At 71.5% G+C, this 24,911-nt stretch carries 25 protein-coding genes; 12 read left to right on the top strand and 13 right to left on the bottom strand.

Annotated features, from left to right (window positions below):
• Positions 1-32: 32 nt before the first annotated feature.
• Positions 33-728, top strand: a complete 696-nt coding sequence (locus SCAB_RS34145) for a FadR/GntR family transcriptional regulator (RefSeq protein ID WP_013004675.1) — start codon at positions 33-35, stop codon at positions 726-728.
• On the opposite strand, the gene SCAB_RS34140 is transcribed toward SCAB_RS34145, so the two are convergent.
• The 3 genes from SCAB_RS34140 to fabG all read right to left on the bottom strand — a co-directional run bounded on the left by SCAB_RS34140 (position 703) and on the right by fabG (position 2,709).
• Complete coding sequence (locus SCAB_RS34140; protein ID WP_013004674.1) at positions 703-1,038, bottom strand: hypothetical protein; 336 nt, start codon at positions 1,036-1,038, stop codon at positions 703-705. The genes SCAB_RS34145 and SCAB_RS34140 overlap by 26 nt on opposite strands.
• A 178-nt stretch (positions 1,039-1,216) precedes the next feature.
• Positions 1,217-1,984 carry an enoyl-ACP reductase FabI gene (fabI, locus tag SCAB_RS34135; RefSeq protein ID WP_013004673.1) on the bottom strand — a complete coding sequence of 256 codons (768 nt, stop codon included), beginning with the start codon at positions 1,982-1,984 and terminating at the stop codon, positions 1,217-1,219.
• Positions 1,985-1,989: 5 nt separating this feature from the next.
• Positions 1,990-2,709, bottom strand: a complete 720-nt coding sequence (gene fabG / locus SCAB_RS34130) for a 3-oxoacyl-[acyl-carrier-protein] reductase (RefSeq protein WP_037728284.1) — start codon at positions 2,707-2,709, stop codon at positions 1,990-1,992.
• A 263-nt stretch (positions 2,710-2,972) separates the two neighbouring features.
• On the opposite strand from fabG, the gene SCAB_RS34125 reads away from it, so the two are divergent.
• Genes SCAB_RS34125 through tyrS form a run of 3 tightly spaced genes read left to right on the top strand, consistent with a single transcriptional unit; the run spans position 2,973 to position 7,198 of the window.
• Positions 2,973-4,496, top strand: coding sequence for a TldD/PmbA family protein (locus tag SCAB_RS34125; RefSeq protein WP_013004671.1), 1,524 nt, complete (start codon positions 2,973-2,975; stop codon positions 4,494-4,496).
• The gene (locus SCAB_RS34120; RefSeq protein ID WP_013004670.1) at positions 4,493-5,887 is read left to right on the top strand and encodes a metallopeptidase TldD-related protein; all 1,395 of its coding nucleotides are present in this window, start codon (positions 4,493-4,495) and stop codon (positions 5,885-5,887) included. The genes SCAB_RS34125 and SCAB_RS34120 overlap by 4 nt, the downstream gene beginning before the upstream one ends.
• 42 nt (positions 5,888-5,929) lie before the next feature.
• Positions 5,930-7,198, top strand: a complete 1,269-nt coding sequence (gene tyrS / locus SCAB_RS34115; protein WP_013004669.1) for a tyrosine--tRNA ligase — start codon at positions 5,930-5,932, stop codon at positions 7,196-7,198.
• A gap of 77 nt (positions 7,199-7,275) precedes the next feature.
• Here tyrS and SCAB_RS34110 read toward each other — a convergent pair whose 3' ends face one another.
• Positions 7,276-7,557 (bottom strand): GlsB/YeaQ/YmgE family stress response membrane protein, encoded by a 282-nt coding sequence (locus SCAB_RS34110; protein WP_013004668.1) that lies wholly within the window; start codon positions 7,555-7,557, stop codon positions 7,276-7,278.
• Positions 7,558-7,801: 244 nt separating this feature from the next.
• Here SCAB_RS34110 and SCAB_RS34105 point away from each other — a divergent pair, with 244 nt between their 5' ends.
• A complete protein-coding gene (locus tag SCAB_RS34105; protein WP_037728281.1) occupies positions 7,802-8,224 on the top strand; it encodes a DUF3099 domain-containing protein in 423 nt (140 codons plus the stop codon).
• Positions 8,225-8,619: 395 nt separating this feature from the next.
• On the top strand, positions 8,620-8,859 hold the full coding sequence (locus tag SCAB_RS34100) for a hypothetical protein (RefSeq protein ID WP_013004666.1): 240 nt from the start codon (positions 8,620-8,622) through the stop codon (positions 8,857-8,859).
• A gap of 18 nt (positions 8,860-8,877) precedes the next feature.
• Here the strand turns inward: SCAB_RS34100 and moaA are convergent, their stop codons facing one another.
• The 3 genes from moaA to SCAB_RS34085 all read right to left on the bottom strand — a co-directional run bounded on the left by moaA (position 8,878) and on the right by SCAB_RS34085 (position 12,030).
• Positions 8,878-9,867 carry a GTP 3',8-cyclase MoaA gene (gene moaA, locus SCAB_RS34095; protein ID WP_013004665.1) on the bottom strand — a complete coding sequence of 330 codons (990 nt, stop codon included), beginning with the start codon at positions 9,865-9,867 and terminating at the stop codon, positions 8,878-8,880.
• A 184-nt stretch (positions 9,868-10,051) separates the two neighbouring features.
• Complete coding sequence (locus SCAB_RS34090) at positions 10,052-11,677, bottom strand: solute symporter family protein (RefSeq protein WP_013004664.1); 1,626 nt, start codon at positions 11,675-11,677, stop codon at positions 10,052-10,054.
• Entirely contained in the window at positions 11,674-12,030 is a 357-nt protein-coding gene (locus SCAB_RS34085) for a DUF485 domain-containing protein (protein WP_037728368.1), read from the bottom strand. The genes SCAB_RS34090 and SCAB_RS34085 overlap by 4 nt, the downstream gene beginning before the upstream one ends.
• Before the next feature lie 388 nt (positions 12,031-12,418).
• Here SCAB_RS34085 and SCAB_RS34080 point away from each other — a divergent pair, with 388 nt between their 5' ends.
• The 3 genes from SCAB_RS34080 to SCAB_RS34070 all read left to right on the top strand — a co-directional run bounded on the left by SCAB_RS34080 (position 12,419) and on the right by SCAB_RS34070 (position 16,694).
• A complete protein-coding gene (locus SCAB_RS34080) occupies positions 12,419-13,951 on the top strand; it encodes a S8 family serine peptidase (RefSeq protein WP_013004662.1) in 1,533 nt (510 codons plus the stop codon).
• A 129-nt stretch (positions 13,952-14,080) separates the two neighbouring features.
• A complete protein-coding gene (locus SCAB_RS34075; protein ID WP_013004661.1) occupies positions 14,081-15,496 on the top strand; it encodes a CoA transferase in 1,416 nt (471 codons plus the stop codon).
• A gap of 262 nt (positions 15,497-15,758) precedes the next feature.
• Complete coding sequence (locus tag SCAB_RS34070) at positions 15,759-16,694, top strand: CopD family protein (RefSeq protein WP_013004660.1); 936 nt, start codon at positions 15,759-15,761, stop codon at positions 16,692-16,694.
• A gap of 89 nt (positions 16,695-16,783) precedes the next feature.
• Here SCAB_RS34070 and SCAB_RS34065 read toward each other — a convergent pair whose 3' ends face one another.
• Positions 16,784-17,455, bottom strand: coding sequence for a lysoplasmalogenase (locus SCAB_RS34065; RefSeq protein WP_013004659.1), 672 nt, complete (start codon positions 17,453-17,455; stop codon positions 16,784-16,786).
• Positions 17,452-18,363 carry a sterol desaturase family protein gene (locus tag SCAB_RS34060; RefSeq protein WP_013004658.1) on the bottom strand — a complete coding sequence of 304 codons (912 nt, stop codon included), beginning with the start codon at positions 18,361-18,363 and terminating at the stop codon, positions 17,452-17,454. Before SCAB_RS34060 ends, SCAB_RS34065 begins: the two co-directional genes overlap by 4 nt.
• A 191-nt stretch (positions 18,364-18,554) precedes the next feature.
• Between SCAB_RS34060 and SCAB_RS34055 the strand changes: the two genes are divergently transcribed.
• From SCAB_RS34055 to SCAB_RS34045, 3 genes are all read left to right on the top strand, one after another.
• Complete coding sequence (locus SCAB_RS34055) at positions 18,555-19,550, top strand: DEDDh family exonuclease (RefSeq protein ID WP_013004657.1); 996 nt, start codon at positions 18,555-18,557, stop codon at positions 19,548-19,550.
• Positions 19,551-19,655: 105 nt separating this feature from the next.
• Entirely contained in the window at positions 19,656-19,889 is a 234-nt protein-coding gene (locus SCAB_RS34050; RefSeq protein WP_078580232.1) for a hypothetical protein, read from the top strand.
• Positions 19,890-20,096: 207 nt separating this feature from the next.
• Positions 20,097-20,894 (top strand): SURF1 family cytochrome oxidase biogenesis protein, encoded by a 798-nt coding sequence (locus SCAB_RS34045; RefSeq protein WP_013004655.1) that lies wholly within the window; start codon positions 20,097-20,099, stop codon positions 20,892-20,894.
• A 20-nt stretch (positions 20,895-20,914) separates the two neighbouring features.
• On the opposite strand, the gene SCAB_RS34040 is transcribed toward SCAB_RS34045, so the two are convergent.
• From SCAB_RS34040 to SCAB_RS34025, 4 genes are all read right to left on the bottom strand, one after another.
• The gene (locus SCAB_RS34040; protein ID WP_037728241.1) at positions 20,915-21,874 is read right to left on the bottom strand and encodes a hypothetical protein; all 960 of its coding nucleotides are present in this window, start codon (positions 21,872-21,874) and stop codon (positions 20,915-20,917) included.
• Positions 21,875-22,091: 217 nt separating this feature from the next.
• Positions 22,092-22,280: a CstA-like transporter-associated (seleno)protein gene (locus SCAB_RS34035; RefSeq protein WP_013004652.1), complete on the bottom strand. Its 189-nt coding sequence runs from the start codon at positions 22,278-22,280 to the stop codon at positions 22,092-22,094.
• Positions 22,277-24,427, bottom strand: coding sequence for a carbon starvation CstA family protein (locus SCAB_RS34030; protein WP_013004651.1), 2,151 nt, complete (start codon positions 24,425-24,427; stop codon positions 22,277-22,279). The genes SCAB_RS34035 and SCAB_RS34030 overlap by 4 nt, the downstream gene beginning before the upstream one ends.
• A gap of 64 nt (positions 24,428-24,491) precedes the next feature.
• Entirely contained in the window at positions 24,492-24,743 is a 252-nt protein-coding gene (locus tag SCAB_RS34025) for a DUF3311 domain-containing protein (protein WP_037728239.1), read from the bottom strand.
• Positions 24,744-24,911: the final 168 nt, after the last annotated feature.

Here is a 24,911-nt window from a genome sequence, read left to right as displayed (position 1 = left end):
CCCCGGTCGGCCCGCGCGTGCGAAGGTGTGCCATGCCGCTGAGCCATCCCCGCCGATCGGCGCTGTCCGAGCAGGTCATCGCCGCCGTGCGGAACCAGATCACCTCCGGCGAGTGGCCGGTCGGCTCCCGTATCCCCACCGAGCCCGAACTGGTCGAACAGCTGGGGGTCGCCCGGAACACGGTCCGCGAGGCCGTCCGCGCGCTCGCGCACAACGGGCTGCTCGACATCCGTCAGGGCTCCGGTACCTATGTCGTCGCGACCAGCGAACTCGCGGGCGTGATGCACCGCCGCTTCGCCGGCGCCGACCCCACCCACATCGCCGAGCTGCGCTCCGCGCTGGAGTCGAGCGCCGCCGGGCTCGCCGCCGAGCGGCGCACCGAGAAGGACCTCAAGCAGCTCGACGCGCTCCTCGTGCGCCGGGAGGAGGCGTGGGCGTCGGGGGACGCGGAGGCGTTCGTGGCCGCCGACGCGACCTTCCACATGGCGGTCGTGGCCGCCTCCCACAACGACGTCGTCACGACGGTCTACGCGGACCTGGGCGAGGTCCTGCGGGACTGGCTGCGCGGTGACGTGGGCGGGGAGCTGAGGCCGGAGACGTACCTGGACCACTCCCGGCTGGTGGACGCCGTGCGCGCGGGCGACGCCGGGACCGCGGCGGCGGAGGCGGCCGGGTACCCCTTCCACTGCCGCCCGGGGCGGGTCAGCCCTCCCCCCGCTGGTGGCTGAACCACACCGAGCGGACCTCCTTCCAGCAGCGCCCGGCGAGCCGTACGTTCTGCGCCGGCCCCGCCGCGACGGCGGCGCTGTCGCTGTCGATGTCCCACCAGCGCGCGCACTCGATGTGCAGCCGGACGCGGTCGACGGAGGCGTAGGGGTTGTAGCAGTGCGCCGTCACCCGGGAACCGGTGACGGTACTGCGGCAGGCCGCGCCGAACGGGTCGGGCCTGTCGGCCGGACGCGCCGCGGACGGGAGGGCGGGGAGGAGAGCCAGGGCGAGGGCGAGGACCGCCGGGGCGATGCTACGGAAGACGCGCACAAGGGAACCTCCTCAGGCCGAGCGGCTGAGCGGTACGGCTCCAGCGTGCGCGGCACCGGGCCCCGGCGCCCCGCCGGCTGAGCCGAACGAGTGATCGTCCCCGGGAAGAGGAGTACGGCGAGGGCGCACACCCGAATGGATGCGCGCCCTCGTACGCCGGTGGAGCCGGGCGGCGGTGCTACGCGCCGATCGCGTGCAGTCCGCCGTCGACGTGGATGATCTCGCCGGTGGTCTTCGGGAACCAGTCGCTGAGCAGCGCGACGACACCGCGGCCGGCCGGCTCGGGGTCCTTGAGGTCCCACTCCAGCGGCGAACGGTCGTCCCACACGGCGGCCAGCTCGCCGAAGCCCGGGATGGACTTGGCGGCCATGGAGCCGATGGGCCCGGCGGAGATGAGGTTGCAGCGGATGTTCTGCTTGCCCAGGTCACGCGCCATGTAGCGGCTGGTGGCCTCCAGTGCGGCCTTGGCCGGGCCCATCCAGTCGTACTGCGGCCAGGCGTACTGCGCGTCGAAGGTGAGGCCGACGACGGACCCGCCGTTCTGCATCAGCGGCAGGCAGGCCATGGTCAGCGACTTCAGGGAGTACGCCGAGACGTGCATCGCGGTGGCGACGGACTCGAACGGCGTGTTCAGGAAGTTGCCGCCGAGGGCGTCCTGCGGGGCGAAACCGATGGAGTGGACCACGCCGTCGAGGCCGCCCAGCTCCTCGCCGACGATGTCGGCCAGCCGCCCGAGGTGCTCGTCGTTGGTGACGTCCAGCTCGATGACCTTGGTCGGCTTGGGGAGCTTCCTGGCGATGCGCTCGGTCAGCGTGGGCCGCGGGAACGCGGTCAGGATGATCTCCGCGCCCTGCTCCTGCGCCAGTTTGGCGGTGTGGAAGGCGATGGAGGACTCCATCAGCACACCGGTGATCAGGACGCGCTTGCCTTCAAGGATTCCGCTCATGGTGATCAGTGACCCATTCCCAGTCCGCCGTCTACGGGGATGACGGCTCCAGTGATGTACGAGGCGTCGTCCGAGGCGAGGAACCGCACCGTCGCGGCGATCTCCTCGGGCTGTGCGTAACGGCCGAGCGGCACCTGCTTCACGATGCCCGCGCGCTGCTCGTCGGTGAGCACCTTGGTCATGTCGGTGTCGACGAAGCCGGGCGCGACGACGTTGAAGGTGATGTCACGCGAGCCCAGCTCACGGGCGAGGGAGCGCGCGAAGCCGACCAGGGCGGCCTTGGAGGCGGCGTAGTTGGCCTGCCCGGGCGAGCCGTAGAGGCCCACGACCGAGGAGATGAGGACGACGCGCCCCTTCTTGGCCCGCAGCATGCCGCGGTTGGCGCGCTTGACCACCCGGAAGGTGCCCGTGAGGTTGGTGTCGATGACCGAGGTGAAGTCCTCCTCGGACATGCGCATCAGGAGCTGGTCCTTGGTGACGCCGGCGTTGGCGATCAGGACCTCCACGGGGCCGTGCACGGCCTCGATCTCCTTGTAGGCCTGCTCCACCTGCTCGGAGTCGGTGATGTCGCACTTGACCGCCAGGCAGCCCAATTCGGTGAGGGCGGCCGGCGGCTCCCCGGAGCGGTACGTGATGGCGACCTTGTCGCCGGCGTCGGCGAACGCGCGGGCGATGGCGAGGCCGATGCCCCGGTTGCCTCCGGTGACGAGAACCGAGCGGCTCAACGGATCACCCTTTCCATAGCGGTCGGAACGCCTGCCCACATGCCTGGACGGCAGGCGCCTTCCTCGAAAACCTATCGGTCCGGTCCGCCGGGCGGGCATTCGAGCTGTGACAGTGGCTCGGGGACGGCGCTGTGGGGTCCCTACAGAACGCACGCCACACAGCATGGCGACCGCAGGCCGAAAAATGTGGTCCCGGTGCCCGTGGGCGCGACATGATCGGAACCGACAGGCCACGACAACCGTTCGGCAACAGGGAGACCTCGGTGCCTCATTCCATCGACGAAGCCTTCACGGCACTACCGCTGAGGGCCTTGGCCGACGCCGCACTCGCCCGCGCGCGTGCCCTCGGGGCCGATCACGCGGACTTCCGGTTCGAGCGGGTGCGCAGTGCCTCCTGGCGGCTGCGGGACGCCAAGCCGGCCGGGTCCTCGGACACCACGGACCTCGGGTACGCGGTGCGGGTGGTGCACGGCGGGACCTGGGGGTTCGCCTCCGGGGTGGACCTGACGATGGACGCCGCCGCGAAGGTCGCCTCGCAGGCCGTGGCCATGGCCAAGCTGTCCGCGCAGGTCATCAGGGCCGCCGGGTCCGACGAGCGGGTGGAGCTGGCGGACGAGCCGGTGCACGCGGACAGGACCTGGATCTCCTCGTACGGGATCGATCCCTTCACCGTCCCCGACGAGGAGAAGACCGCGCTGCTCACGGAGTGGAGCACGCGGCTGCTGGCGGCCGACGGGGTCGACCATGTGGACGCCTCGCTGCTCACGGTGCACGAGAACAAGTTCTACGCGGACACCGCCGGAACCGTCACCACCCAGCAGCGCGTCCGGCTGCACCCGTCGCTGACGGCCGTCTCGGTCGACGAGTCCAGCGGTGAGTTCGACTCGATGCGGACGCTGGCACCGCCGGTGGGGCGCGGCTGGGAGTACCTCACGGGCACCGGCTGGGACTGGGACGACGAGCTGGCGCGGATCCCGGAGCTGCTCGCCGAGAAGATGCGGGCGCCGAGCGTGGAGTCGGGCGTGTACGACCTGGTCGTCGACCCCTCCAACCTGTGGCTCACCATCCACGAGTCCATCGGCCACGCCACCGAGCTGGACCGTGCGCTCGGCTACGAGGCCGCGTACGCCGGCACGTCCTTCGCCACCTTCGACAAGCTGAACAGACTCCGGTACGGCTCCGAGCTGATGAACGTCACCGGAGACCGCACCGCCGAGCACGGGCTGGCGACCATCGGCTACGACGACGAGGGCGTGGCGGGCCAGAGCTGGGACCTGGTGAAGGACGGCACCCTCGTCGGGTACCAGCTCGACCGGCGGATCGCGAAGCTGACCGGTCTCGGCCGCTCCAACGGCTGCGCGTACGCCGACTCCCCCGGGCACGTGCCGGTGCAGCGCATGGCCAACGTGTCGCTGCGGCCGGACCCGGCCGGGATGTCCACCGAGGACCTGATCGGCGGGGTCGACCGGGGGATCTACGTCGTCGGGGACCGGTCGTGGTCCATCGACATGCAGCGCTACAACTTCCAGTTCACCGGTCAGCGGTTCTTCAGGATCGAGAACGGGCGGATCACCGGGCAGCTGCGGGACGTCGCCTACCAGGCGACGACCACCGACTTCTGGGGTTCCATGGCGGCCCTGGGCGGTCCGCAGACCTACGTCCTGGGCGGCGCCTTCAACTGCGGGAAGGCCCAGCCGGGCCAGGTCGCCGCCGTGTCGCACGGCTGCCCGTCGGCCCTCTTCAAGGGCGTCAACATTCTGAACACCACCCAGGAGGCCGGCCGATGAGCGCCCGTACGAACAAGCCGCACGAGGTCGTCGAGCGGGCGCTGCAGCTGTCGCGGGCCGACGGCTGTGTGGTGATCGCCGACGAGTACTCGACGGCGAACCTGCGCTGGGCCGGCAACGCGCTGACCACGAACGGAGTCACCCGGGGCCGGTCGGTGACCGTGATCGCCACCGTCGACGGCAAGGAGGGCACCGCCTCGGGAGTGGTGTCGCGGTCCGCCGTCACCGCCGAGGAGCTGGAGCCGCTGGTGCGGGCCGCCGAGGCCGCCGCGCGGGGCGCCGGACCCGCCGAGGACGCCCAGCCGCTGGTCACGGGCGTGGCGCACTCCCCCCACTTCGAGGACGCGCCCGCCGAGACCTCCTCCGCCGTGTTCGCCGACTTCGCGCCGGCGCTCGGGGAGTCGTTCGCCCGCGCGCGGGCCGGCGGCCGTGAGCTGTACGGCTTCGCCAACCACGAGATGGTGTCGAGCTACCTCGGTACGTCCACGGGGCTGCGCCTGCGGCACGACCAGCCGAACGGCACGCTGGAACTGAACGCCAAGTCGCCGGACCGCCGGCGTTCGGCCTGGGCGGGGCGCTCCACACGGGACTTCCGGGACGTCGACCCGGCGGCCCTGGACGCGGAGCTGGCCGTGCGGCTGGGCTGGGCCGAGCGGCGGGTGCCGCTGCCGGCCGGCCGGTACGAGACGCTGCTGCCGCCGACGGCGGTGTCCGACCTGCTGATCTACCAGATGTGGTCGGCGTCGGCGCGGGACGCGGCGGAGGGCCGCACGGTGTTCAGCAAGCCCGGCGGCGGTACGCGGATCGGCGAGCGGCTGACCGACCTGCCGCTGACCCTGCGCAGCGCCCCGGACGAGCCGGGCCTGGAGTCCGCGCCCTTCGTGCTGGCGCACTCCTCCGGCGGCGACAGCTCGGTGTTCGACAACGGCCTGCCGCTGCGGGAGACCGAGTGGATCAGCCGGGGCGAGATCGCGCATCTGCCGACCACCCGGCACAGCGCGGGCCTGACCGGGCTGCCGGTGGTGCCCACGATCGGCAATCTGATCCTGGACGGCGGCGAGGACCGCTCCCTGGAGGAGATGGTCGCGAACACCCGGCGCGGGCTGCTGCTGACCTGCCTGTGGTACATCCGGGAGGTCGATCCGGCGACGCTGCTGCTGACCGGGCTGACCCGGGACGGGGTCTACCTCGTGGAGAACGGCGAGGTCACGGGCGAGGTCAACAACTTCCGGTTCAACGAGTCGCCGGTGGACCTGCTCGGCCGGGCCACGGAGGCCGGGCGCACCGAGAAGACCCTGCCGCGCGAGTGGAGCGACTACTTCACCCGGGCGGCGATGCCCGCGCTGCGGGTGCCGGATTTCAATATGAGTTCTGTCAGCCAGGGCGTATAACCTCGTACCTGATTACGACCCACCCGAGGAGACAAGAGAACCGTGACGGACATCGTCGACGAGCTGAAGTGGCGGGGGCTGTTCTCCCTGTCCACCGACGAGGACGCTTTGCGCAAGGCTCTCGCGGACGGTCCCGTCACGTTCTATTGCGGTTTCGACCCGACCGCGCCGTCCCTGCACGTCGGGCATCTGGTGCAGGTGCTCACCGTGCGCCGGCTCCAGCAGGCCGGGCACCGGCCGCTGGCACTGGTCGGCGGGGCGACGGGCCTGATCGGCGACCCCCGCCCGACGGCGGAGCGCACGCTCAACGACCCGGAGACGGTCGCGGGCTGGGTCGGCAGGCTGCGTGCCCAGATCGAGCCGTTCCTCTCCTTCGAGGGGGAGAACGCGGCCGTCATGGTCAACAACCTCGACTGGACCGAGGGCCTGTCGGCCATCGAGTTCCTGCGGGACATCGGCAAGCACTTCCGCGTCAACAAGATGCTGGCGAAGGACTCGGTCGCCCGCCGGCTGGAGTCCGAACAGGGCATCAGCTACACCGAGTTCAGCTACCAGATCCTCCAGGGCATGGACTTCCTCCAGCTCTACCGCAGGTACGGCTGCACGCTCCAGCAGGGCGGCAGCGACCAGTGGGGCAACCTCACGGCCGGTCTGGACCTGATCCACCGGATGGAGCCGGGGGTGGAGGCGCACGCGCTGGCCACACCGCTGATGACCAAGGCGGACGGCACGAAGTTCGGCAAGACCGAGGGCGGTGCCGTCTGGCTCGACCCGGAGATGACGTCGCCGTACGCGTTCTACCAGTTCTGGCTGAACGTGGACGACCGGGACATCAGCGGGTACATGCGGATCCTGTCCTTCAGGTCCCGTGCGGAGCTGGAGGAGCTGGAGCGGCAGACCGAGGAGCGGCCGCAGGCGCGTGCCGCGCAGCGCGCGCTGGCCGAGGAGCTGACGACGCTGGTGCACGGGGCGGAGCAGACGGCCGCCGTGATCGCCGCGTCCCGTGCCCTCTTCGGGCAGGGTGAGCTGGCGGAGCTGGACGAGCGGACGCTGGCCGCGGCCCTGTCCGAGCTGCCGCATGTGAAGGTGCCCGAGCCGGCGCCGGTCGTGGATCTCCTCGCGGAGGCCGGTCTGGTGCCGAGCAAGTCCGCGGGGCGGCGGACCGTGAAGGAGGGCGGGGCCTACGTGAACAACGTGAAGGTCACCGCCGAGGACGCCGTGCCGGCGGCGGAGGACCTCATTCACGGGCGGTGGCTCGTGCTGCGGCGGGGGAAGAAGAACCTGGCCGCGGTCGAGGTGACCGGGGCCTAGCGTCGTAGGGGCGGGGGGTCCGGCGAGTGCCGCTGCGGTGTGGTCGCTCGCGCTGTTCCCCGCGCCCCTCACGGGGCTCAGGTCCGCCGTTGTTTCCTCTTGCCCAGGGTCGCCACGTAGGCCATGTCGCCGAAGGCCACGATGACGATGGCGGCGACCAGCTGGAAGATGTGGCGGCTCCAGTCGATGCCGGCCGTCTCCTCGACGCCGAAGCCGCGCGCGATCGCGTTGCCGATGACGGCGCCCAGCATGCCGAAGATCGTCGTCAGCCAGAGCGGGCTGTGCTGCTTGCCCGGGAGGATCGCCTTCGCCAGCAGGCCCAGGATGAATCCCACGATGATCGCCCACAACCAGCCCATGGCTGCCTCCTCGTACGGCTCGACGTGAGCAGTACGCCCAGTGTCGGCCCGCCCGCGATACGCCGCATGTCGGGCCCTGCCGTACGCGCGGCGGCGCAGGGGCTCCGCTCTCCGTCGGGGGCGACCCGGTCTCGTGGGCGGCGCAGTCGCGGCGTACCGTGGACCGTGTCCGGACCGCGTTCCGTGGGGCGGCGCGGACGGGCACGGGCCGGGAGCGTCCGAGACAGGCGGGTGGTGGAACGTGATGCGGAAGCAGGGCGACGTCGAGGTCTTCCGGATCACGGGCGCCCGGCAGAGCCTCGCCGACGACGTCCGCGGCCGGCAGCGCCGCTACATCATCTCCATGTCCGTCCGTACGCTCGCGGTGATCGCCGCCGCGGTCCTGTGGAACGTCGAACGGCACGTCGCGGTCGTCGCACTGGTGCTCGGCGGGGTGCTGCCGTACGTGGCCGTGGTGATCGCCAACGCGGGACGGGAGAACGCGCCCTCGCTGCCGTCCACGTTCGTGCACGCCCCGACGCGGCCGATGATCACACCGCCGCGGGAGACGGATGCCGCGCCGCCGGCCGGTTCCGGGGCCGGGGAGCCCTTCGCGGAATCCGTCCCGGAGGACGTCACGGCCGACCCGGCGGGCGGCCGGCACGGCGAGTCGCGCGAACACATCTGAGCGCCGGGAGGCCGGCGGAAGCGGAATCCGGCCACCCGCCAAGCTCAAGAAATGCTCAGATCAATCATGTAGTTCCTGTGCCGGGTGGAGGCCCACCCGTGACATACTTCGTACGCGCTCCGCATCCCCCGTCGGAGCGACAGACCGACGCCGGGCAGCTCCCCCCGTGGCTGCTCGGCGTCGCCTTTTCTGCGGCTAGGACCTGTCGTTTGGATCACGCCTGGGCCGCGGGGCTCGGCACGCACATCTGCGGCGTTGTCGTCAGTTGCCGACGCTCCGCGTCGACGCCTTCCTCCGCCTTGCATCTGCACGCACCAAGCCCCGCTCACCGGCAGTCATCAGACACCGTGGCCCGAAGCCGGCATGATCCAAACGACAGGCCCTAGGGTCGACGTGTGAACATCCTCGACGCCGCCGGTTCCGATCCGTCCTCCCCCATCTGTTCGGCCAAGGGCTGCCGGGCCGACGCGGTCTGGGTGCTCGCCTGGAACAACCCGAAACTGCACACGCCGGAGCGCCGCAAGACGTGGCTCGCGTGCGACGAGCACCGGGAGCATCTCTCGCAGTTCCTCGGGGTGCGGGGCTTCCTGAAGGACGTCGTCGAGCTGGGCGAGTGGGAGGAACCGGCGCCGTAGCGCGCCCGGTCCTTCCGGTCAGCCGCCGATGGCCGACATCGGACGGTCCGGCTGGACGAAGGAAGGGTCGTCCAGGCCCGCTCCCGCCTTCTTGCCCCACATCGCCAGGCGCCAGATCCGGGCGATCTCCTCGTCCGGTGCGCCCGAGCGCAGCGCGGCGCGCAGGTCCGTCTCCTCGCGGGCGAACAGACAGGTGCGGACCTGGCCGTCGGCGGTCAGGCGGGTGCGGTCGCAGGCCGAGCAGAACGGGCGGGTGACGGAGGCGATGACGCCGACGCGGTGGGGGCCGCCGTCGACCAGCCAGCGTTCCGCCGGGGCCGAGCCGCGCGCGTCCTGGCCCTCGGCGGTGAGGTCGAAGCGGGTGCGCAGGGAGGCCAGGATGTCGCCCGCCGTCACCATGCCGTCGCGCTTCCAGCCGTGCTGGGCGTCCAGGGGCATCTGCTCGATGAAACGCAGCTCGTAGTCGTGCTCGACGGCCCAGGCGAGGAGGTCCGGGGCCTCGTTGTCGTTCAGGCCGGGCATCAGGACCGAGTTGACCTTGACCGGTGTCAGGCCCGCGTCACGGGCGGCCTCCAGACCCTCCAGGACGTCCTTGTGACGGTCGCGGCGGGTGAGGGTCTTGAAGACGTCGGGGCGCAGGGTGTCCAGGGAGACGTTCACCCGGTCCAGGCCCGCCGCCTTCAGGGCCGTCGCCGTGCGCTTGAGGCCGATGCCGTTGGTGGTCAGGGACATCTGCGGGCGGGGGGCGAGAGCAGCCACCCGCTCCACGATGCCGACCAGGCCGGGGCGCAGCAGCGGCTCACCGCCGGTGAAGCGGACCTCCGTGATGCCCAGGGTGCGCACGGCTATGTCGATCAGGCGGACGATCTCGTCGTCGCTGAGCAGGTCGGGCTTGGCCAGCCACTGCAGACCCTCCTCGGGCATGCAGTACGTGCAGCGCAGATTGCACCGGTCGGTCAGCGAGACCCTCAGGTCGGTGGCCACTCGGCCGTAGGTGTCGATGAGCACGTGGGCCCCCTCCCTCGAAGCGATCACTGGTGTGCCGACACTTGCGAGCCTACGTGACACCACCGACAACATGACCGGCCCGATCCCACGAGATGTGGCGCACGATCGCCGTAGATCCCTACGACCGGACACGGCGCGGGGCCGCCGTAGGGATCTACGGCGGCCCCGGGCGCGGTGGGCCGGGTCAGTGGGCTCCGGTGCCCGTGAGGGACCGGACCTCCAGCTCGGCGTACTTGGCCTCGTCGGGCTTCTCCTTGGACAGGACGGTGCCGAGGAAGCCCATGAGGAAGCCGAACGGGATGGAGATGATGCCCGGGTTCTTCAGCGGGAACCAGTGGAAGTCGACGTCCGGGAACATCGCCTTCGGGTCGCCGGAGACGACGGGTGAGAACAGCACCAGGCCGACGGCGACGATCAGACCGCCGTAGATCGACCACAGCGCGCCCTGGGTGGTGAACTTCTTCCAGAAAAGGCTGTAGAGGATCGTCGGGAGGTTGGCGGAGGCCGCGACCGCGAAGGCGAGCGCGACCAGGCCGGCCACGTTCAGGTCGCGGGCGAGGGCGCCCAGGCCGATGGAGACGATGCCGATGAAGACGGTCGCCCAGCGGGCCGCCCGGACCTCCTCGGCGCCGGACGCCTTGCCCTTGCGGATGACGTTGGCGTAGATGTCGTGCGCGAAGGACGACGACGAGGCGAGGGTGAGACCGGCGACCACGGCGAGGATCGTCGCGAACGCCACCGCCGAGATGGTGGCGAGCAGGATCGCGCCCCAGGCCGAGTCGACGCCGCCGAGGTGCAGGGCGAGCAGGGGGGCCGCGGTGTTGCCGGACGGGTTGGAGGCGATGATCTCGTCCTGGGAGATCAGCGCGGCGGCGCCGAAGCCGAGGGCGATGGTCATCAGGTAGAAGCCGCCGATGATGCCGATGGCCCAGTTCACGGACTTACGGGCGGCCTTGGCGTTGGGCACCGTGTAGAAGCGGATCAGGATGTGCGGCAGACCGGCGGTGCCGAGGACCAGGGCGATGCCGAGGGAGATGAAGTCCAGCTTGGAGGTGCCGGTCGCGCCGTACTGGAGGCCGGGCTCCAGGAAGGCGGCGCCCTTGCCGCTGTTCTCGGCGGCGGTGCCGAGCAGGTCGGAGATGTTGAAGTTGAACTTCAGCAGCACCAGGAAGGTGATGAGGATCGTGCCGCCGATCAGCAGGACGGCCTTGACCATCTGGACCCAGGTGGTGCCCTTCATGCCTCCGATGGAGACGTAGACGATCATCAGGAGGCCGACGAGGGCGACGATGAGGATCTTGCCCGCGTCGGAGGTGATGCCGAGGAGCAGGGAGACGAGGACGCCCGCTCCCGCCATCTGGGCCAGCAGGTAGAAGATCGACACGACGATCGTGGAGGTGCCGGCGGCGGTGCGCACGGGGCGCTGGCGCATGCGGTAGGCGAGGACGTCGCCCATGGTGTAGCGGCCGGAGTTGCGCAGCGGTTCGGCGACCAGGAGGAGGGCGACCAGCCAGGCGACCAGGAAGCCGATGGAGTAGAGGAAGCCGTCGTAGCCGAAGAGGGCGATGGCGCCGGCGATGCCGAGGAACGAGGCGGCCGACATGTAGTCGCCGGAGACCGCGAGGCCGTTCTGGAAGGCGCTGAACTGGCGTCCGCCCGCGTAGAAGTCGGCGGCGTCCTTGGTCTGGCGGCCGGCCCAGATGGTGATGGCGAGGGTCGCGAGGACGAAGAGGCCGAACAGGGTGATGATGAGCGGCCGGTGCTGGCTGGCCTCGTTGGCCGCGAGGAACGTCTGCTGTGCGGGGCTCATGCGCCGCCCTCCATCCGGGACTTGATCGCCTCGGCCTTGGGGTCGAGCTTCGCGGCGGCGTGCCGCGAGTACCACCAGGCGATGAGGAACGTGGTGACGAACTGGGCGACGCCGAGGACGAAGGCGACGTTGATGTTGCCGAAGAGCTTGGTGCCCATGAAGTCGCCCGCGTAGTTGGAGAGCAGGACGTACAGCAGGTACCAGGCGATGAATCCCACGGTCAGCGGGAAGGCGAACGAGCGGTAGGAGCGGCGCAGTTCGGCGAACTCGGCGCTCTCATGGACCGCGGCGTACTCCTCGGACGAGGGGAGGTGATGCTCGGTCTTCGAGGGGGGCGGTGCGTCGGTTGCCACGGAGTCTCCTCGCGTCTGCGCCGCCGTCGCGACGGCGGACGGTGGCTGCTTCGCCGTCGGGTCGGGGGACGGCTGGGGTACGGACATGGGGTGGGCTCTGTTCCTTGGGTGACGGGATGCACGATCGTGCTCGGGCTCCCTGCACAACGTCACGGCGGCGCGGTGGGACCGGTTCAACCGTGTGTGGTTCTTTCGAAAACCGATGCGGAACCGGCCGGGACGTGCGGTGACTTCGAGGGTTACCCCTCTACTTCGGCCTCCCGCCCGTGAAGTCGTTGCTGGCCGACGACGACCAGGGATAGCTTCGGGCTGCACCACCAACGTCATGTACCTGCCCAGGCACCCGTGTGCCTCGGGCCGGTTTCTTTGAAGCTGATGTGGAGAACCCATGGCTCATCTGCGCTCCAGACGACGGCTCGCTCTCGCGGTGCCGGTCGTCCTGTCGCTGACCGCCTCGCTCGGTTTCCTGCCGGGTGTCGCCTCGGCGGCCCCGGTCGCGAAGTCCACCGCCGCGACCGCGGAGGGCCCGAACCTCTCGTACGTCGTGAACACGAAGACGAACAAGCGCACGATAGCCGCGGTCCAGGAGGCGATAGCCGAGGCCGGCGGCAAGATCGTGATCACGTACGACGAGATCGGCGTGATCGTGGTCCACTCGACCGACCCGGCGTTCGGTGCGAAGATCCGCGCCGTGCGTGGTGTGCAGTCCGCCGGTGCCACCCGGACCTCGCCGCTGACGCCGGCCGGTACGACCGAGGTGGGCGGTGTCGACTACCTGACGGCCAAGGAGGCCGCGAAGGTCAAGGCCGCATCGGCCGACATGCCCGGCGCCGAGCCCCTCGAGGCCGACCAGTGGGACCTGCGCGCCATCGGCGCCGACAAGGCCGCGACGATCAACCCGGGCAGCAGGAACGTCACCGTCGCCGTGATCGACACCGGCGTCGACGACACCCACCCGGACCTCGCGCCGAACTTCTCCAAGTCGCAGTCGGCGAACTGCAACGGCGGTGTCGCGGACACCAGTGAGGGCGCCTGGCGTCCCTACACCGCGGACGACTACCACGGTACGCACGTGGCCGGCGAGATCGCCGCGGCCCGCAACGGCGTCGGTGTCGCCGGTGTCGCGCCGGGCGTGAAGGTCTCCGGCATCAACGTGACCGACCGCGCCAGCGGCCTCTTCTACGCGGAGAGCGTCGTCTGCGCGTTCGTGTTCGCCGCCGACCACGGCGTCGAGATCACGAACAACAGCTACTACGTCGACCCGTGGCTCTACAACTGCATGGACGACCCGGACCAGAAGGCGATCGTCGACGCGGTCAACCGCGCCCAGGAGTACGCCACCAAGGAAGGCACGCTGAACCTGGCGTCGGCGGGCAACTCCAACCACGACCTCGCCTCCGACGCGATCGCGGACGCCTCCAGCCCCAACGACACCACTCCGGTCCCGCGCACCATCGACCCGAGCGAGTGCTTCGACGTACCCACCCAGCTGCCGGGTGTCGTCACGGTCAGCGCGACGGGCGTGAAGAACGAGAAGTCGTACTACTCCACGTACGGCAACGGCGTCGTCGACATCGCGGCCCCGGGTGGCGACGCCCGCTACCAGATTCCGGACACGCCGTCGAAGAACGGCCGCATCCTGTCCACCATGCCGAACGGCGGATACGGCTTCCTGCAGGGCACGTCGATGGCGTCGCCGCACGCCGCCGGTGTCGCCGCGCTGCTGAAGTCCACGCACCCGGGGGCCAACCCGGGCCGGCTGCAGCGGCTGCTGAAGGCCGAGGCGGACAAGCACGCCTGCCCGACCTCGTACGACCAGAACGGTGACGGCACGCAGGACGCGGTGTGCCAGGGCACCCTCGACCAGAACGGCTTCTACGGCTTCGGCATCGTCAACGCTCTGAAGGCCGTCGAGAAGTAATAGGCGAGAAGTAGTCGACGAGAAGCAGTCGACGAACAAGAGTCGTCGAGCAGGAGCGCAACCCTCCTCACGGAGGCCGGGCCGGGCGGTGGCACACCGCCCGGCCCTCGCGTTGCGTAGGTTCGGATCATGACTGACATGGACTGGGTGTGGGCGGCCCTGGGCGGCGGTCCCGCGCTGCCGTCGAGGGTCTCGACCGTCGAGCGGGACGGGGTGCTGCGGGCCCGGCTGCCGGTACGGGAGCTGGCGCGGACCTGCGTCGGGGTGTGCGCGCTGGCGGCGGCCGAGCTGGGGGCGCGGCGGGCCGGGCTCGCGGAGGTGCCCCGGGTGCGGGTGGACGACGGGGCGGTCGGCACCGCCTTCGTGAGTGAGCGTCATCTGCTGGTCGACGGACGGGCGCCGGTCAGCTTCGCGCCGCTGTCACGGTTCTGGCGGACGGCGGACGGCTGGGTGCGCACGCACGCCAACTATCCGCACCACCGGGAGCGGTTGCTGTCCGCGCTGGGCGTGCCGGAGACCTCGCCCGACCCGGTCGCCGCGATCGAGGCGGCACTCGCCGGGCGGGCGTCCCTGGAGGCCGAGGAGACGGTGTACGCGGCCGGGGGCCTGGCGGTCGCCCTGCGGACGGCCGCGCAGTGGGCGGCGCACGAGCAGGCGCGGGCGGTGGCGGCCCGGCCGCTGGTGGAGCACGAGCGGCTGGACACGGCACCCGCGCGCGTGCTCGCGCCGATCGGGGACGCATCTCCGCTGCTTCCCGCGGCCGGACTACGGGTCCTGGATCTGACCCGGGTCATCGCGGGGCCGGTCGCCGGCCGCGCCCTCGCCCTGCTGGGCGCGGACGTGCTGCGCGTGGACCCGCCGGGGCTGCCGGAGATCCCCGACCAGCACACCGACACCGGTTCCGGGAAGCGGTCGGCGCTGCTCGACCTGGGCCGCGCCGCCGACCGGCGCGCCTTCGAGGAGCTGCTGGCCGCGGCGGACGTCGTCCTCACCGGCTACCGGCCGGGCGCCCTCGACCGCTTCGGGCTGTCACCCCACGCGCTGGCCGCCCGGCGGCCCGGCCTGGTCGTGGCACAGCTCTCGGCGTGGGGCGCGTACGGGCCGTGGGCCGGGCGGCGGGGATTCGACAGTCTGGTGCAGGTGGCGACGGGCATCGCGGCGATCGAGGGCACCCGGGAGCAGCCGGGCGCGCTGCCGGCCCAGGCGCTCGACCACGGGACGGGGTACCTGCTGGCGGCGGCCGTCCTGCGGGCCCTCACCGAGCAGGCGGAACAGGGGTACGGCCGCGTCCTGCGGCTGTCCCTCGCGCGGACGGCTGCCTGGCTGACCGGCGGGATCGGGCAGACCGCCGAGGCCGACGCGGAGGCAGCGACGGACAGGGACGAGGGCGTGGCGTACGACGGACCGGAGGCATGGCTCGCCGAGCGGGACAGCCCGCTCGGGCGGCTGCGGTACGCGCTGCCTCCGCTGTCCTTCGAGGGCGGGCCCGGCGACTGGGCACGGCCGCCGGGGCCCTGGGGCGCGGACGAGCCGCGCTGGACCTGAGTCACCCGGGCCGCTCACCCGTACGTATGGGGGCAATGTCGAACTGCCAGTTGTTTTCGGGCACTTGCACGGTTCCGGTGCGACTGGTGAACTTTTCGGGGTGAGCCTGACGAGTGGGACCGCTGAGTCGACGGAGGCAGGGGCGGACGACCCCGGACGGGATGCCGGACGGGATGTCGGACGGGATGCCGGACGGAATGTCGGGCGGGATGCCGGACGGCGGGCGGGGCGGCCCGGAGGCGGTGCCGCCCGGGCGGTCGTCGTGCTCGTCCTGGTGGGCGCGGGCGCTCTGATCCCCCTGCTCGGGCCGCGTGCCGCGCTGGCCGGTACGGGAGAGGCCGGGGCGCCCGGCGCCGGGTTCGTCGCCCTGTCGCGGACGGTGGCACTGGCGGCGCTGTGCGTGCTGCTGGGCGAGCTGTTCGTGGGGTGGCTCGCCCGGCGGGTGCCCGGCGGGCACGGGGAGGCGCCGCGCAGTTGGGCGCCCTGGGCGGCGGGGGCCGGTTTCGTGGCCTCCCTGGGGCTGGCCTCGGTCGTGGCCACGGGCAATCTGATACCGGGCTCCCCCGCCGACCTGGACGTGGGCGGCCTCCACGACAGCCGGGACGGCCGACTGGCGCTGCTGGAGGTGAACGCCTTCGCGGCGGCCGGGCTGCTCGCGCTCTCCCGCCGGCCTGCCGCCCGGGCGGTGCCCGTGGCCGCGCTCGTCGTCGCCGAGGCGCTGCGGGCGCATCCCCCCGGCGAGGACGGTCCGCTCGTCGGCACCTGCCTGACCCTGGTGCATCTGACCTGCGCGGCGCTGTGGGCGGGCGGCCTGCTCCACGTCCTGCGGACCCTTCGCACGCGCGCGTGGCGCTCGACCCGGGCGGGCACCGCGCTGCTGGGCCTCTACGCGCGCGTGGCCACCGTGCTGCTCGCCGCCGTCACCGCCACCGGGGTGTGGAGCACCCTGCGCCGGATGCCGCCGGAGACGGTCGGGGACCAGTTGACGCAGACGGCGTACGGGCGCGCCCTGTTGGCCAAGGGGCTCCTGGTGGCCGTCGTCGCCGCCCTCGCCCTGCGGGCCCGGCACCGACTGCGCCGCACGACCGGGAACCCGCTGGACGCCTGCGCCCCCGCGCGGGCCGAGGTGGCCGTACTCGGCACGGTCGTCGCGGTCTCGGCACTGCTGACGGCCCTGCCGCTACCGATCCGCTGGTGAGCACACCCTGCCGGACAACGGGCGATCGGACCGCCCGGCAGGGACGGACCCAGTCCGCCGGTGAGCACGGCTCACGGGTCAGTCGGTGGTCACACCGTCCGGCCCGGGCGGACCGGGTGGGCCGGGGTGGGTGGCCCGCCGGCGCCGGGGTGGGCAAGGGTGCCCCGGACCAGGAGGTACTGGGCGGCCAGATAGGTGAGCATGATCCACAGGTCGGGGCGGGGTGGTTGCGGCCAGTCGGCGACGCCGGTCGCGATGAGCAGGTCCGACAGCACGAAGAGCGCGCCGCCCAGCGCCGCGACGGGCCCGAGCCGTGTGGCGGACCACGCCATCGTGGTCAGCAGCGCGCTGTAGCCGGCCACGGGGAGCCGCAGGTCCGCCGGCAGGCCGGGCCACAGACTCGCGACGGCGGCGACCAGGGCGAGGCCGTACGCGCCGGCGTACGCGAGCCGTGCGGGACGGCCGGACCTGTGGAACAGCACGAGCCAGCAGACGTGTCCGGCGGCGAAGGACGCCATCCCGGCGAGGAAGGCCGGCTCGGCGTCGGACAGGAGCAGGACGTCACCGCCCCAGCCGAACAGCAGGGCCGCGAGCAGCGGCCGGGGCGCGCCGCGCGTGTACGCGTACGCCGCGAGCAGCGGCATCAGCAGCGGCTTGGCGACGGTGTGCCCGGGGGCGAGACCGAGGGCGAGGGCGCCGAGGTCGGCGACGGCGGCGATCCCGAAGGCGACGAGGAGGACGGACGCCCGGTCCGGTCTCACGCGGCGGTCCCCTCGACGGCGGCCGTGCCCTTCCCATCCGGCGCGCCCTCCCCGGCGGGCGCGGCCCGCTCGGGCGGCCGTACGGGCTGCCAGCCGGGCCCGCGCAGCACCCGGCCCGCCCGTTCGCCCCAACCGCTCGCCCGCTTCAGGTCCTTGGCGATGGCGAGGTACTCGTGCGTGGCGACCCGCAGCGGGTTGTACGTGTCGATGTTCTTCGTCAGCCCGTACACCGGACGCTCGGTCTCCTCGACGAAGGACCCGAAGAGCCGGTCCCAGACGATGAGGATGCCGCCGAAGTTGCGGTCCAGGTAGCCGCCCTGGGAGGCGTGGTGGACCCGGTGGTGCGAGGGCGTGTTGAACACGAACTCGAACGGCCGGGGCAGCTTCCCGATCCGCTCGGTGTGGATCCAGAACTGGTAGACGAGGTTGGCGGAGGAGCAGAACGCGAGCGCGGCCGGATGCACGCCGAGGGCGATGAGCGGGACGTAGAAGGGCCAGACGGTCCAGGTGGTCCAGGGCTGCCGCAGAGCGGTCGTCAGGTTGAACCTGCGGCTGGAGTGGTGGACGACGTGGCAGGCCCACAGGATCCGGATGACGTGGTGGCCGCGGTGCGACCAGTAGTAGAAGAAGTCCTGCGCGAGCAGCATCAGCGGGATCGTCCACCACAGGACGGGGACGCGCAGCGGGGTCAGTTCGTGGACGGCCGTGTAGACGGCGAGGATCGGGATCTTCCAGAGGAAGTCGAAGGCGAGGCTCCCGAGCCCCATGCCGACGCTGGTCGCGGCGTCCTTCGTCTCGTACCCGGCGGCATCCTCGTCCGGATGGATCCGGACACTGATCACCTCGATCACGGTGAGCAGTACAAAGGCGGGTATGGACCACAGCACGACATCGGGCAGGTTCGGCATGGGGGCACGGTAGATCCGCCGGTCGGTGAGGGCTAGACGTTGTTACTGACAAGTATTTCCGGTGGCACGCGCTTGCTTCTTGGCGCCCTCCGCCAATCCGGGCGGGGCGGGACGGCACTGTCGCTCCGTCACCCGTCCCTCGTCGGCGCCGGGTAACAGGCTGTCAGTCGCGGCCCGTATCCTCAGGGACCATGCTCGAAGACCATACGACCGCAGCGCCGCAGGCGCCTTGGCCGACCGCGTATCCCCAGGGGTACGCGGTCGTCGACGTGGAGACGACCGGTCTGGCCCGGGACGACCGGATAATCTCCGCGGCCGTGTACAGACTGGACGCGCGGGGCGAGGTCGAGGACCACTGGTACACGCTGGTGAACCCGGAGCGGGATCCGGGACCGGTGTGGATCCACGGGCTGACCAGCGACGTGCTCGAAGGGGCGCCGCTCTTCCGGGACATCGCGCAGGAGTTCTCCGCACGGCTCGCGGACCGCGTACTCGTCGCGCACAACGCGGTGTTCGACTGGTCGATGATCGCCCGGGAGTACGCGCGCGCGGAGACCGAGGCGCCCGTGCGGCAGCGGCTGTGCACCATCGCGCTGTCGAAGGAGCTGGGCCTGCCGCTGCCCAACCACAAACTGGAGTCGCTGGCGGCGCACTTCGGGGTCGTCCAGCAGCGGGCGCACCACGCGCTGGACGACGCGCGGGTGCTGGCGGAGGCGTTCCGGCCGAGTCTGCGGGCCGCCGCCGCGAGCAACGTACGGCTGCCGCTGCACGAGTGCCGGCCGCTGACCGAGTGGCGGGAGAGCCCCGCGGCGCCCCGGATCGGACAGCAGGCGGGCCCCGGCGGCTACGGCGCGTACCGGCCCACCAGTTGGCGGCCCTCGCGGAAGCGGCCCGCCTGCCCGCATCCCAACCCGGGGCGTTACGAAGACGGCAAACCGCTCAAGCAGGGCATGCGGGTCGCCTTCTCCGGGGACACCTCGGTCGAACGCGACCTGCTGGAGGACCGCGCGATCGAGGCCGGACTGCACGTGGCGACGAGTCTGTCCCGGGTGACCAGCCTGCTGGTCACGAACGACCCCGACTCGCACACCTCGAAGGTCGTCAAGGCCCGGCAGTACGGGACGCCGGTCGTGGACGAGGCGGCGTTCGGGCAGCTGCTCCGCGACGTCGAGCCCGCCGACGGGTGAGCGGCGGGACGGCCCGTGCCGACGGGCCGTACGGATGGGTGATTGGCGTGCGACTCGCCCGCCGCCCGCTCGCCCGGGCGGTGGTGACGGCTCACCCTGTGGCGCATGGCGAGATGCGAAGTTTGCGGCAATGACTACGGAATGACCTTCGAGATCCACGCGCAGGGCGCGGTGCACGTCTTCGACTGCTTCTCCTGCGCGATCCACCGCATGGCCCCCATCTGCGAGCACTGCCGGGTGCAGATCATCGGCCAGGGTGTCGACGTCGACGGCCACTGGTACTGCGGCGCCCACTGCGCGCGGGCCGAGGGGAGGGCGGGCATCGTCGACAAGGTGTGAGCTGACACGTAACCGTCTCGGGCGATCCGTCGTTGCCTCAGTCAGCCGCGACCATGTGAGCGGTCGTGTCCCCGCCGATGCGGGGGTGGCCCGCGGTAGACCCCGTGACCGTGCAAGTCGGCGATGTGCTCTCCGCAACCGCGGAGGTGACGGCCCTCGACGGGACCCTCCCGCCGGGGGCCGAATGACGCGAGGTACGGTCAAGACGTGTACCGCTTCCTGTTGTCCCGGCAGTGGGTGATCCTCACGCTGCTCTCGCTCGTCCTGATCCCGACCATGGTCAGGCTGGGCATCTGGCAGATGCATCGCTACGAGGAGCGCAGCGCCCGGAATCAGCTCGTCGCCGACGCGCTGACCGCGAAGCCGGTGCCCGTGGAGCGGCTGACCACGCCCGGCCACACCGTCACCAGCGCCGAGCGCTACCGCACGGTGACCGCCAAGGGCCGCTTCGACACCGACGACGAGGTCGTCGTCCGCCGTCGCGTCAACGCCGACGACGAGGTCGGCTTCCACGTCCTGACCCCGTTCGTGCTCGACGACGGCAAGGTGCTGCTCGTCAACCGGGGCTGGATCCCCGCGAACGGCCCGAGCCAGACCGCGTTCCCCAAGATCCCCGCGCCCGCCGCCGGCGAGGTCACCGTCACCGGGCGGTTGATGCCCGACGAGACGACCGAGGCGAGCGGCATCAAGGATCTGCAGGGCCTGCCGGACCGGCAGATCATGCTGATCGACAGCGAGCGGGAGGCGGACCGCCTCGGCGTCCCCGTGCTCGGCGGCTATCTCGTGCAGACGGCTCCGGACCCGAAGGGCGACACCCCGCAGCAGCTCGGCAGCCCCGGTGACGAGAACGCCGCACTGAACTACGCCTACGCCCTGCAGTGGTGGCTGTTCGCCCTCGGTGTCCCGATCGGCTATGTCGTCCTCGTCCGCCGTGAGCGCCGCGACCGCGCGGAGGCCGCGACCGCCGCGTCGGAGGAGAAGGAGACGGCGCCCGCGTCGGCGTAGCCGGGCCCCGGGACGGGGTCTCAGGTCCGGCCGCGGCCGTCGGCCGCTCTCTTCCGCCAGTACGCGAACGTGCGGTCCGGTTCGGGCAGCAGGTCCCACGGGTGACGGGTCATGTGGCGGCCGAGGCGCCGGAAGACGGGGGCGGTCTCCACGGGGCGGTGGGCGCGGGTCAGGGCGAAGGCCAGGATGTTGAGGTCGGTGACGGCTTCGGCGTGGGGCGCGGTGCCGGCGTCGAACCAGTTCCCGAGGGCCAGGTCGATCTCGTGGACGGCCCGGGGCTCGTGCCAGTTGCCGCCGCCCGAGCCGAGCGCGTCGAGCGGCGCCGCGTCCTGGCGGTGGGCCATGAGTTCGACACGGGCCGCCACCGGGAGCAGGGCGAGCGGTGAACCCTGCGGGGCCCGGGCGGCGGCCTGCCAGGCGAAGTCCATCATGTCGGGGACCGTGCCGTGTCCGCGCGGCGACAGGTAGCGGAGCAGACGGTGGTGGGCCGTCCGGAGCCAGGGCGCCCGGTCGACGGCCTCGGTCCACACCGGCACCGCGTCCCTGACCGGTACGGCGCACGTGTGCATCAGGGCCAGCAGCGCCAGCCAGGGGCTGGGGTCCTCGGGGCGGGCTTCGGCGGCGCGCAGGCAGGAGTGCTCGGCCCGGCGGACGGCGGTCCGGTCGGTGGCGGGGGTGCGGTACGACTCGACGAAGGCGTGCAGGGTCAGGGCGTCGCCGTCCTCGGGGCGGTCGGCCGTCCAGCGTTGGGGGACGGCGGCGGGGAGGTGTCGGGCCAGTACGGCGAGGCGGTGTGCTCGGCGGTCCCAGTCGCGGCCGGTGTCTCGGAGCAGCTCGGCCACGGGTTCCCACGGGGGGCGGGTGCGGCCGGCTCCGAGGCCGTGGAGCTGCGGGGCGGGGCGGAGTTCGGTGAGGGTCCTGTGCAGGGGGTCGTCGTCGAGTTCGGGACGGATCAGGAGGGCGGGTCGGCGTCTCAGCATCTCTGGATCCGGGGTCGGGGGTCGGGGGGAATGGACGGTGGGGGTGGGTTCGGGTGCGTGGTCGGGTGCGGGCCGGTGGGGCTTCTCGCGCAGTTCCCCGCGCCCCTGAAAAGCAGGGCCTGGTGCTTCTAGGGGCGCGGGGAACTGCGCGATCAGCCCCCACGCACCCGCACCCGACCACGCACCGGACCACGCACCCCCGGCCCGCACGACGCGCTCAGCAGCAGCGCCCCTCCGGGTGCTCCTCCCTCCGCCGCGTCCGCAGGGCGTCGTACTCCCTGCGGGTGGGCACCGGGGCCTCGGGGTGATGGCGGCGACGGCGGTCGCAGTAGCGGTCGTACTCCGCCTCGCCGGTCAGCTCCCGCAGGTACCAGCGCACCCCGCGCACCCAGTTCCGGAGGGTCACCGGCGAGCCCCCACCAGCTCCTTCTCGGAGTCCCCCGCGTCGATGCGCGACTCCACGTACGGCGCCTCGGTGGACGGCAGCGGGACCGGCGAGCGGACGGCGCGGACGCACACCACGGCGCAGTTCACGAGGACGGTGAGGACCAGGATCAGGAAGACCGCCATGATCACGCCGTCGACCGTGTTGTTGGTGACGATCGTGTGCATGTCGTCCATGGTCGTGGCGCCGGGCAGGAGTTCGCCCCGGTCGATGGCCGCCGCATATTTGTCGCGCAGGGCGAAGAAGCCGATGGCGGGGTTGTCGGAGAAGATCTTCTGCCAGCCGGCGGTGAAGGTGACGGCCACGTCCCAGGCCAGCGGGATGCCGGTGACCCAGGCCCAGCGCAGCTTCCCGGACTTGATGAGCACGGTGGTGGTGACGGCGAGGGCGACCGCGGCGAGCAGCTGGTTGGCGATGCCGAAGAGGGGGAACAGCTGCTTGATCCCGCCGAGGGGGTCGGTGACACCGGCGTAGAGGAAGTACCCCCAGGCGCCCACGACCAGGGCACTGGTGATCCAGATGCCGGGCTTCCAGGTGACGCGGCCGATCGGCTTCCAGACGTTGCCGAGCATGTCCTGGAGCATGAAGCGGCCGACGCGGGTGCCGGCGTCCACGGTGGTGAGGATGAACAGGGCCTCGAACATGATCGCGAAGTGGTACCAGAACGCCTTCATCCCGGCGCCGCCGAAGACCCCGGCGAAGATCTCCGACATGCCCACGGCCAGGGTCGGCGCGCCGCCCGAGCGGCCGACGAGGGTCTGCTCCTCGACCGCCTTGGCGGCAGCCGTGAGCTGGTCCGGGGTGATGGTGAAGCCGAGGTTCTTGACGGCCTCGGCGGCGGTGTCGACGGTCGGGCCGAGCAGGGCGGCCGGGGAGTTCATGGCGTAGAAGAGGCCGGGCTCCAGCACGCACGCGGCGATGAGGGCCATCACGGCGACGAAGGACTCCGTGAGCATGGAGCCGTAGCCGATCAGCCGGACCTGGGACTCCTTCTGGATCAGCTTCGGCGTGGTGCCGGAGGAGACCAGGGCGTGGAAGCCGGACAGGGCGCCGCAGGCGATGGTGATGAAGAGGAAGGGGAAGAGGGAGCCGGCGAAGACAGGTCCGGCGCCTGTGTGGGCGAACTCGGTGATCGGCTCGGCGCGCAGGTTCGGGGCGGCGATCACGACACCGACGGCCATCAGGGCGATGGTGCCGACCTTCATGAAGGTGGAGAGGTAGTCGCGCGGGGCCAGCAGCATCCACACGGGGAGCACGGAGGCGACGAAGCCGTAGCCGACCAGGCAGAAGACCAGGGTCTCGGGGCTCCAGACGAAGTACTCGGCGAGCGAGGAGTCCTGGATCCAGCCGCCGCCGAGGATGGCCAGCAGCAGGAGGGCCACGCCGATGAAGCTGGTCTCCACGACCCGGCCGGGGCGCAGATAGCGCAGGTAGAAGCCCATGAAGAGGGCGATCGGGATGGTCATGGTGACCGAGAAGGTGCCCCAGGCGGACTCGGCGAGGGCGTTGACGACGACCATCGCGAGGACCGCGAGCAGGATGATCATGATGGCGAAGACGCCGATCAGCGCGGCGGCGCCGCCCACCTTGCCGATCTCGTCGCGGGCCATCTGGCCGAGGCTCTTGCCGTCCCGGCGCATGGAGAGGAAGAGGACGATCATGTCCTGTACGGCACCGGCGAAGATCACGCCCGCGATGATCCAGATGGTGCCCGGCAGATAGCCCATCTGGGCCGCCAGCACCGGTCCGACCAGCGGGCCGGCGCCGGCGATCGCCGCGAAGTGGTGGCCGAACAGCACCCGCTTGTCGGTCGGGTGGTAGTCGACGCCGTCCTCCAGGCGTTCGGCCGGGGTGGCCCGGGTGTCGTCGGCCTGGAGGACGCGGCGCACGATGAAGCGGGAGTAGAAGCGGTAGCCGATCGCGTACGAACCGAGGGCCGCCATGAGCAGCCAGACGGCCGAGATCTCCTCGCCCCGGGACAGCGCGAGCACGGCCCAGCCGATCGCGCCGACGAGGGCCACGGATATCCACAGCGCGATCGATTTCGGCGACATACGGGATTTCTCCGGGGCCTCGGGACCGGATTCGGGCATGGCTGACACAGACATGGCGGCTCCTGATTTCAACGGGTGTGCGGCGGTGTGCGGCAGGGAGGAACGGGGGCGGTGCGGTTCAGTGAGGTCGGCCGGGGCGCCGCCCGTCCGAGCGGCGGCCGGTCAGTGCGTACGCGGCGAGCAGGCAGAGGCCGCATCCCGGGACCCAGGCGAGCTGGTACCAGTAGAAGAACGGCGTTCCGGCGAGCCGTGGCTCCGTCCCGGCGTACCAGGGGACCCAGAGCAGTCCCGCGGCGGGGGCGAGGAGCAGGACGGCACGCGCGACGCGTCGTGGTCGCTGGTGAGCGTGGTGTGCCGGGGTCCGTGTCACGGGCCGTTCTCCTCTCCCGGTCGCTGCGGGTCTGTGCAAGAGTTGCCCACCCGACGGATCCGGTTGACAGCGAATTCCAGAAGATTCCCCGAAGATTTCCCGCCGCCGCGTGTCCTCCGAACCGGCCGTCCGCGCAACCAACACGCGAGGGCCGAGGTTCACCCGGGG

The organism is Streptomyces scabiei 87.22 (assembly GCF_000091305.1).
Taxonomy (GTDB): Bacteria; Actinomycetota; Actinomycetes; order Streptomycetales; family Streptomycetaceae; genus Streptomyces; species Streptomyces scabiei.
The sequence above is the reverse complement of the archived record's forward strand: the minus strand, read 5'-3'. Positions and strand labels throughout refer to the sequence as shown.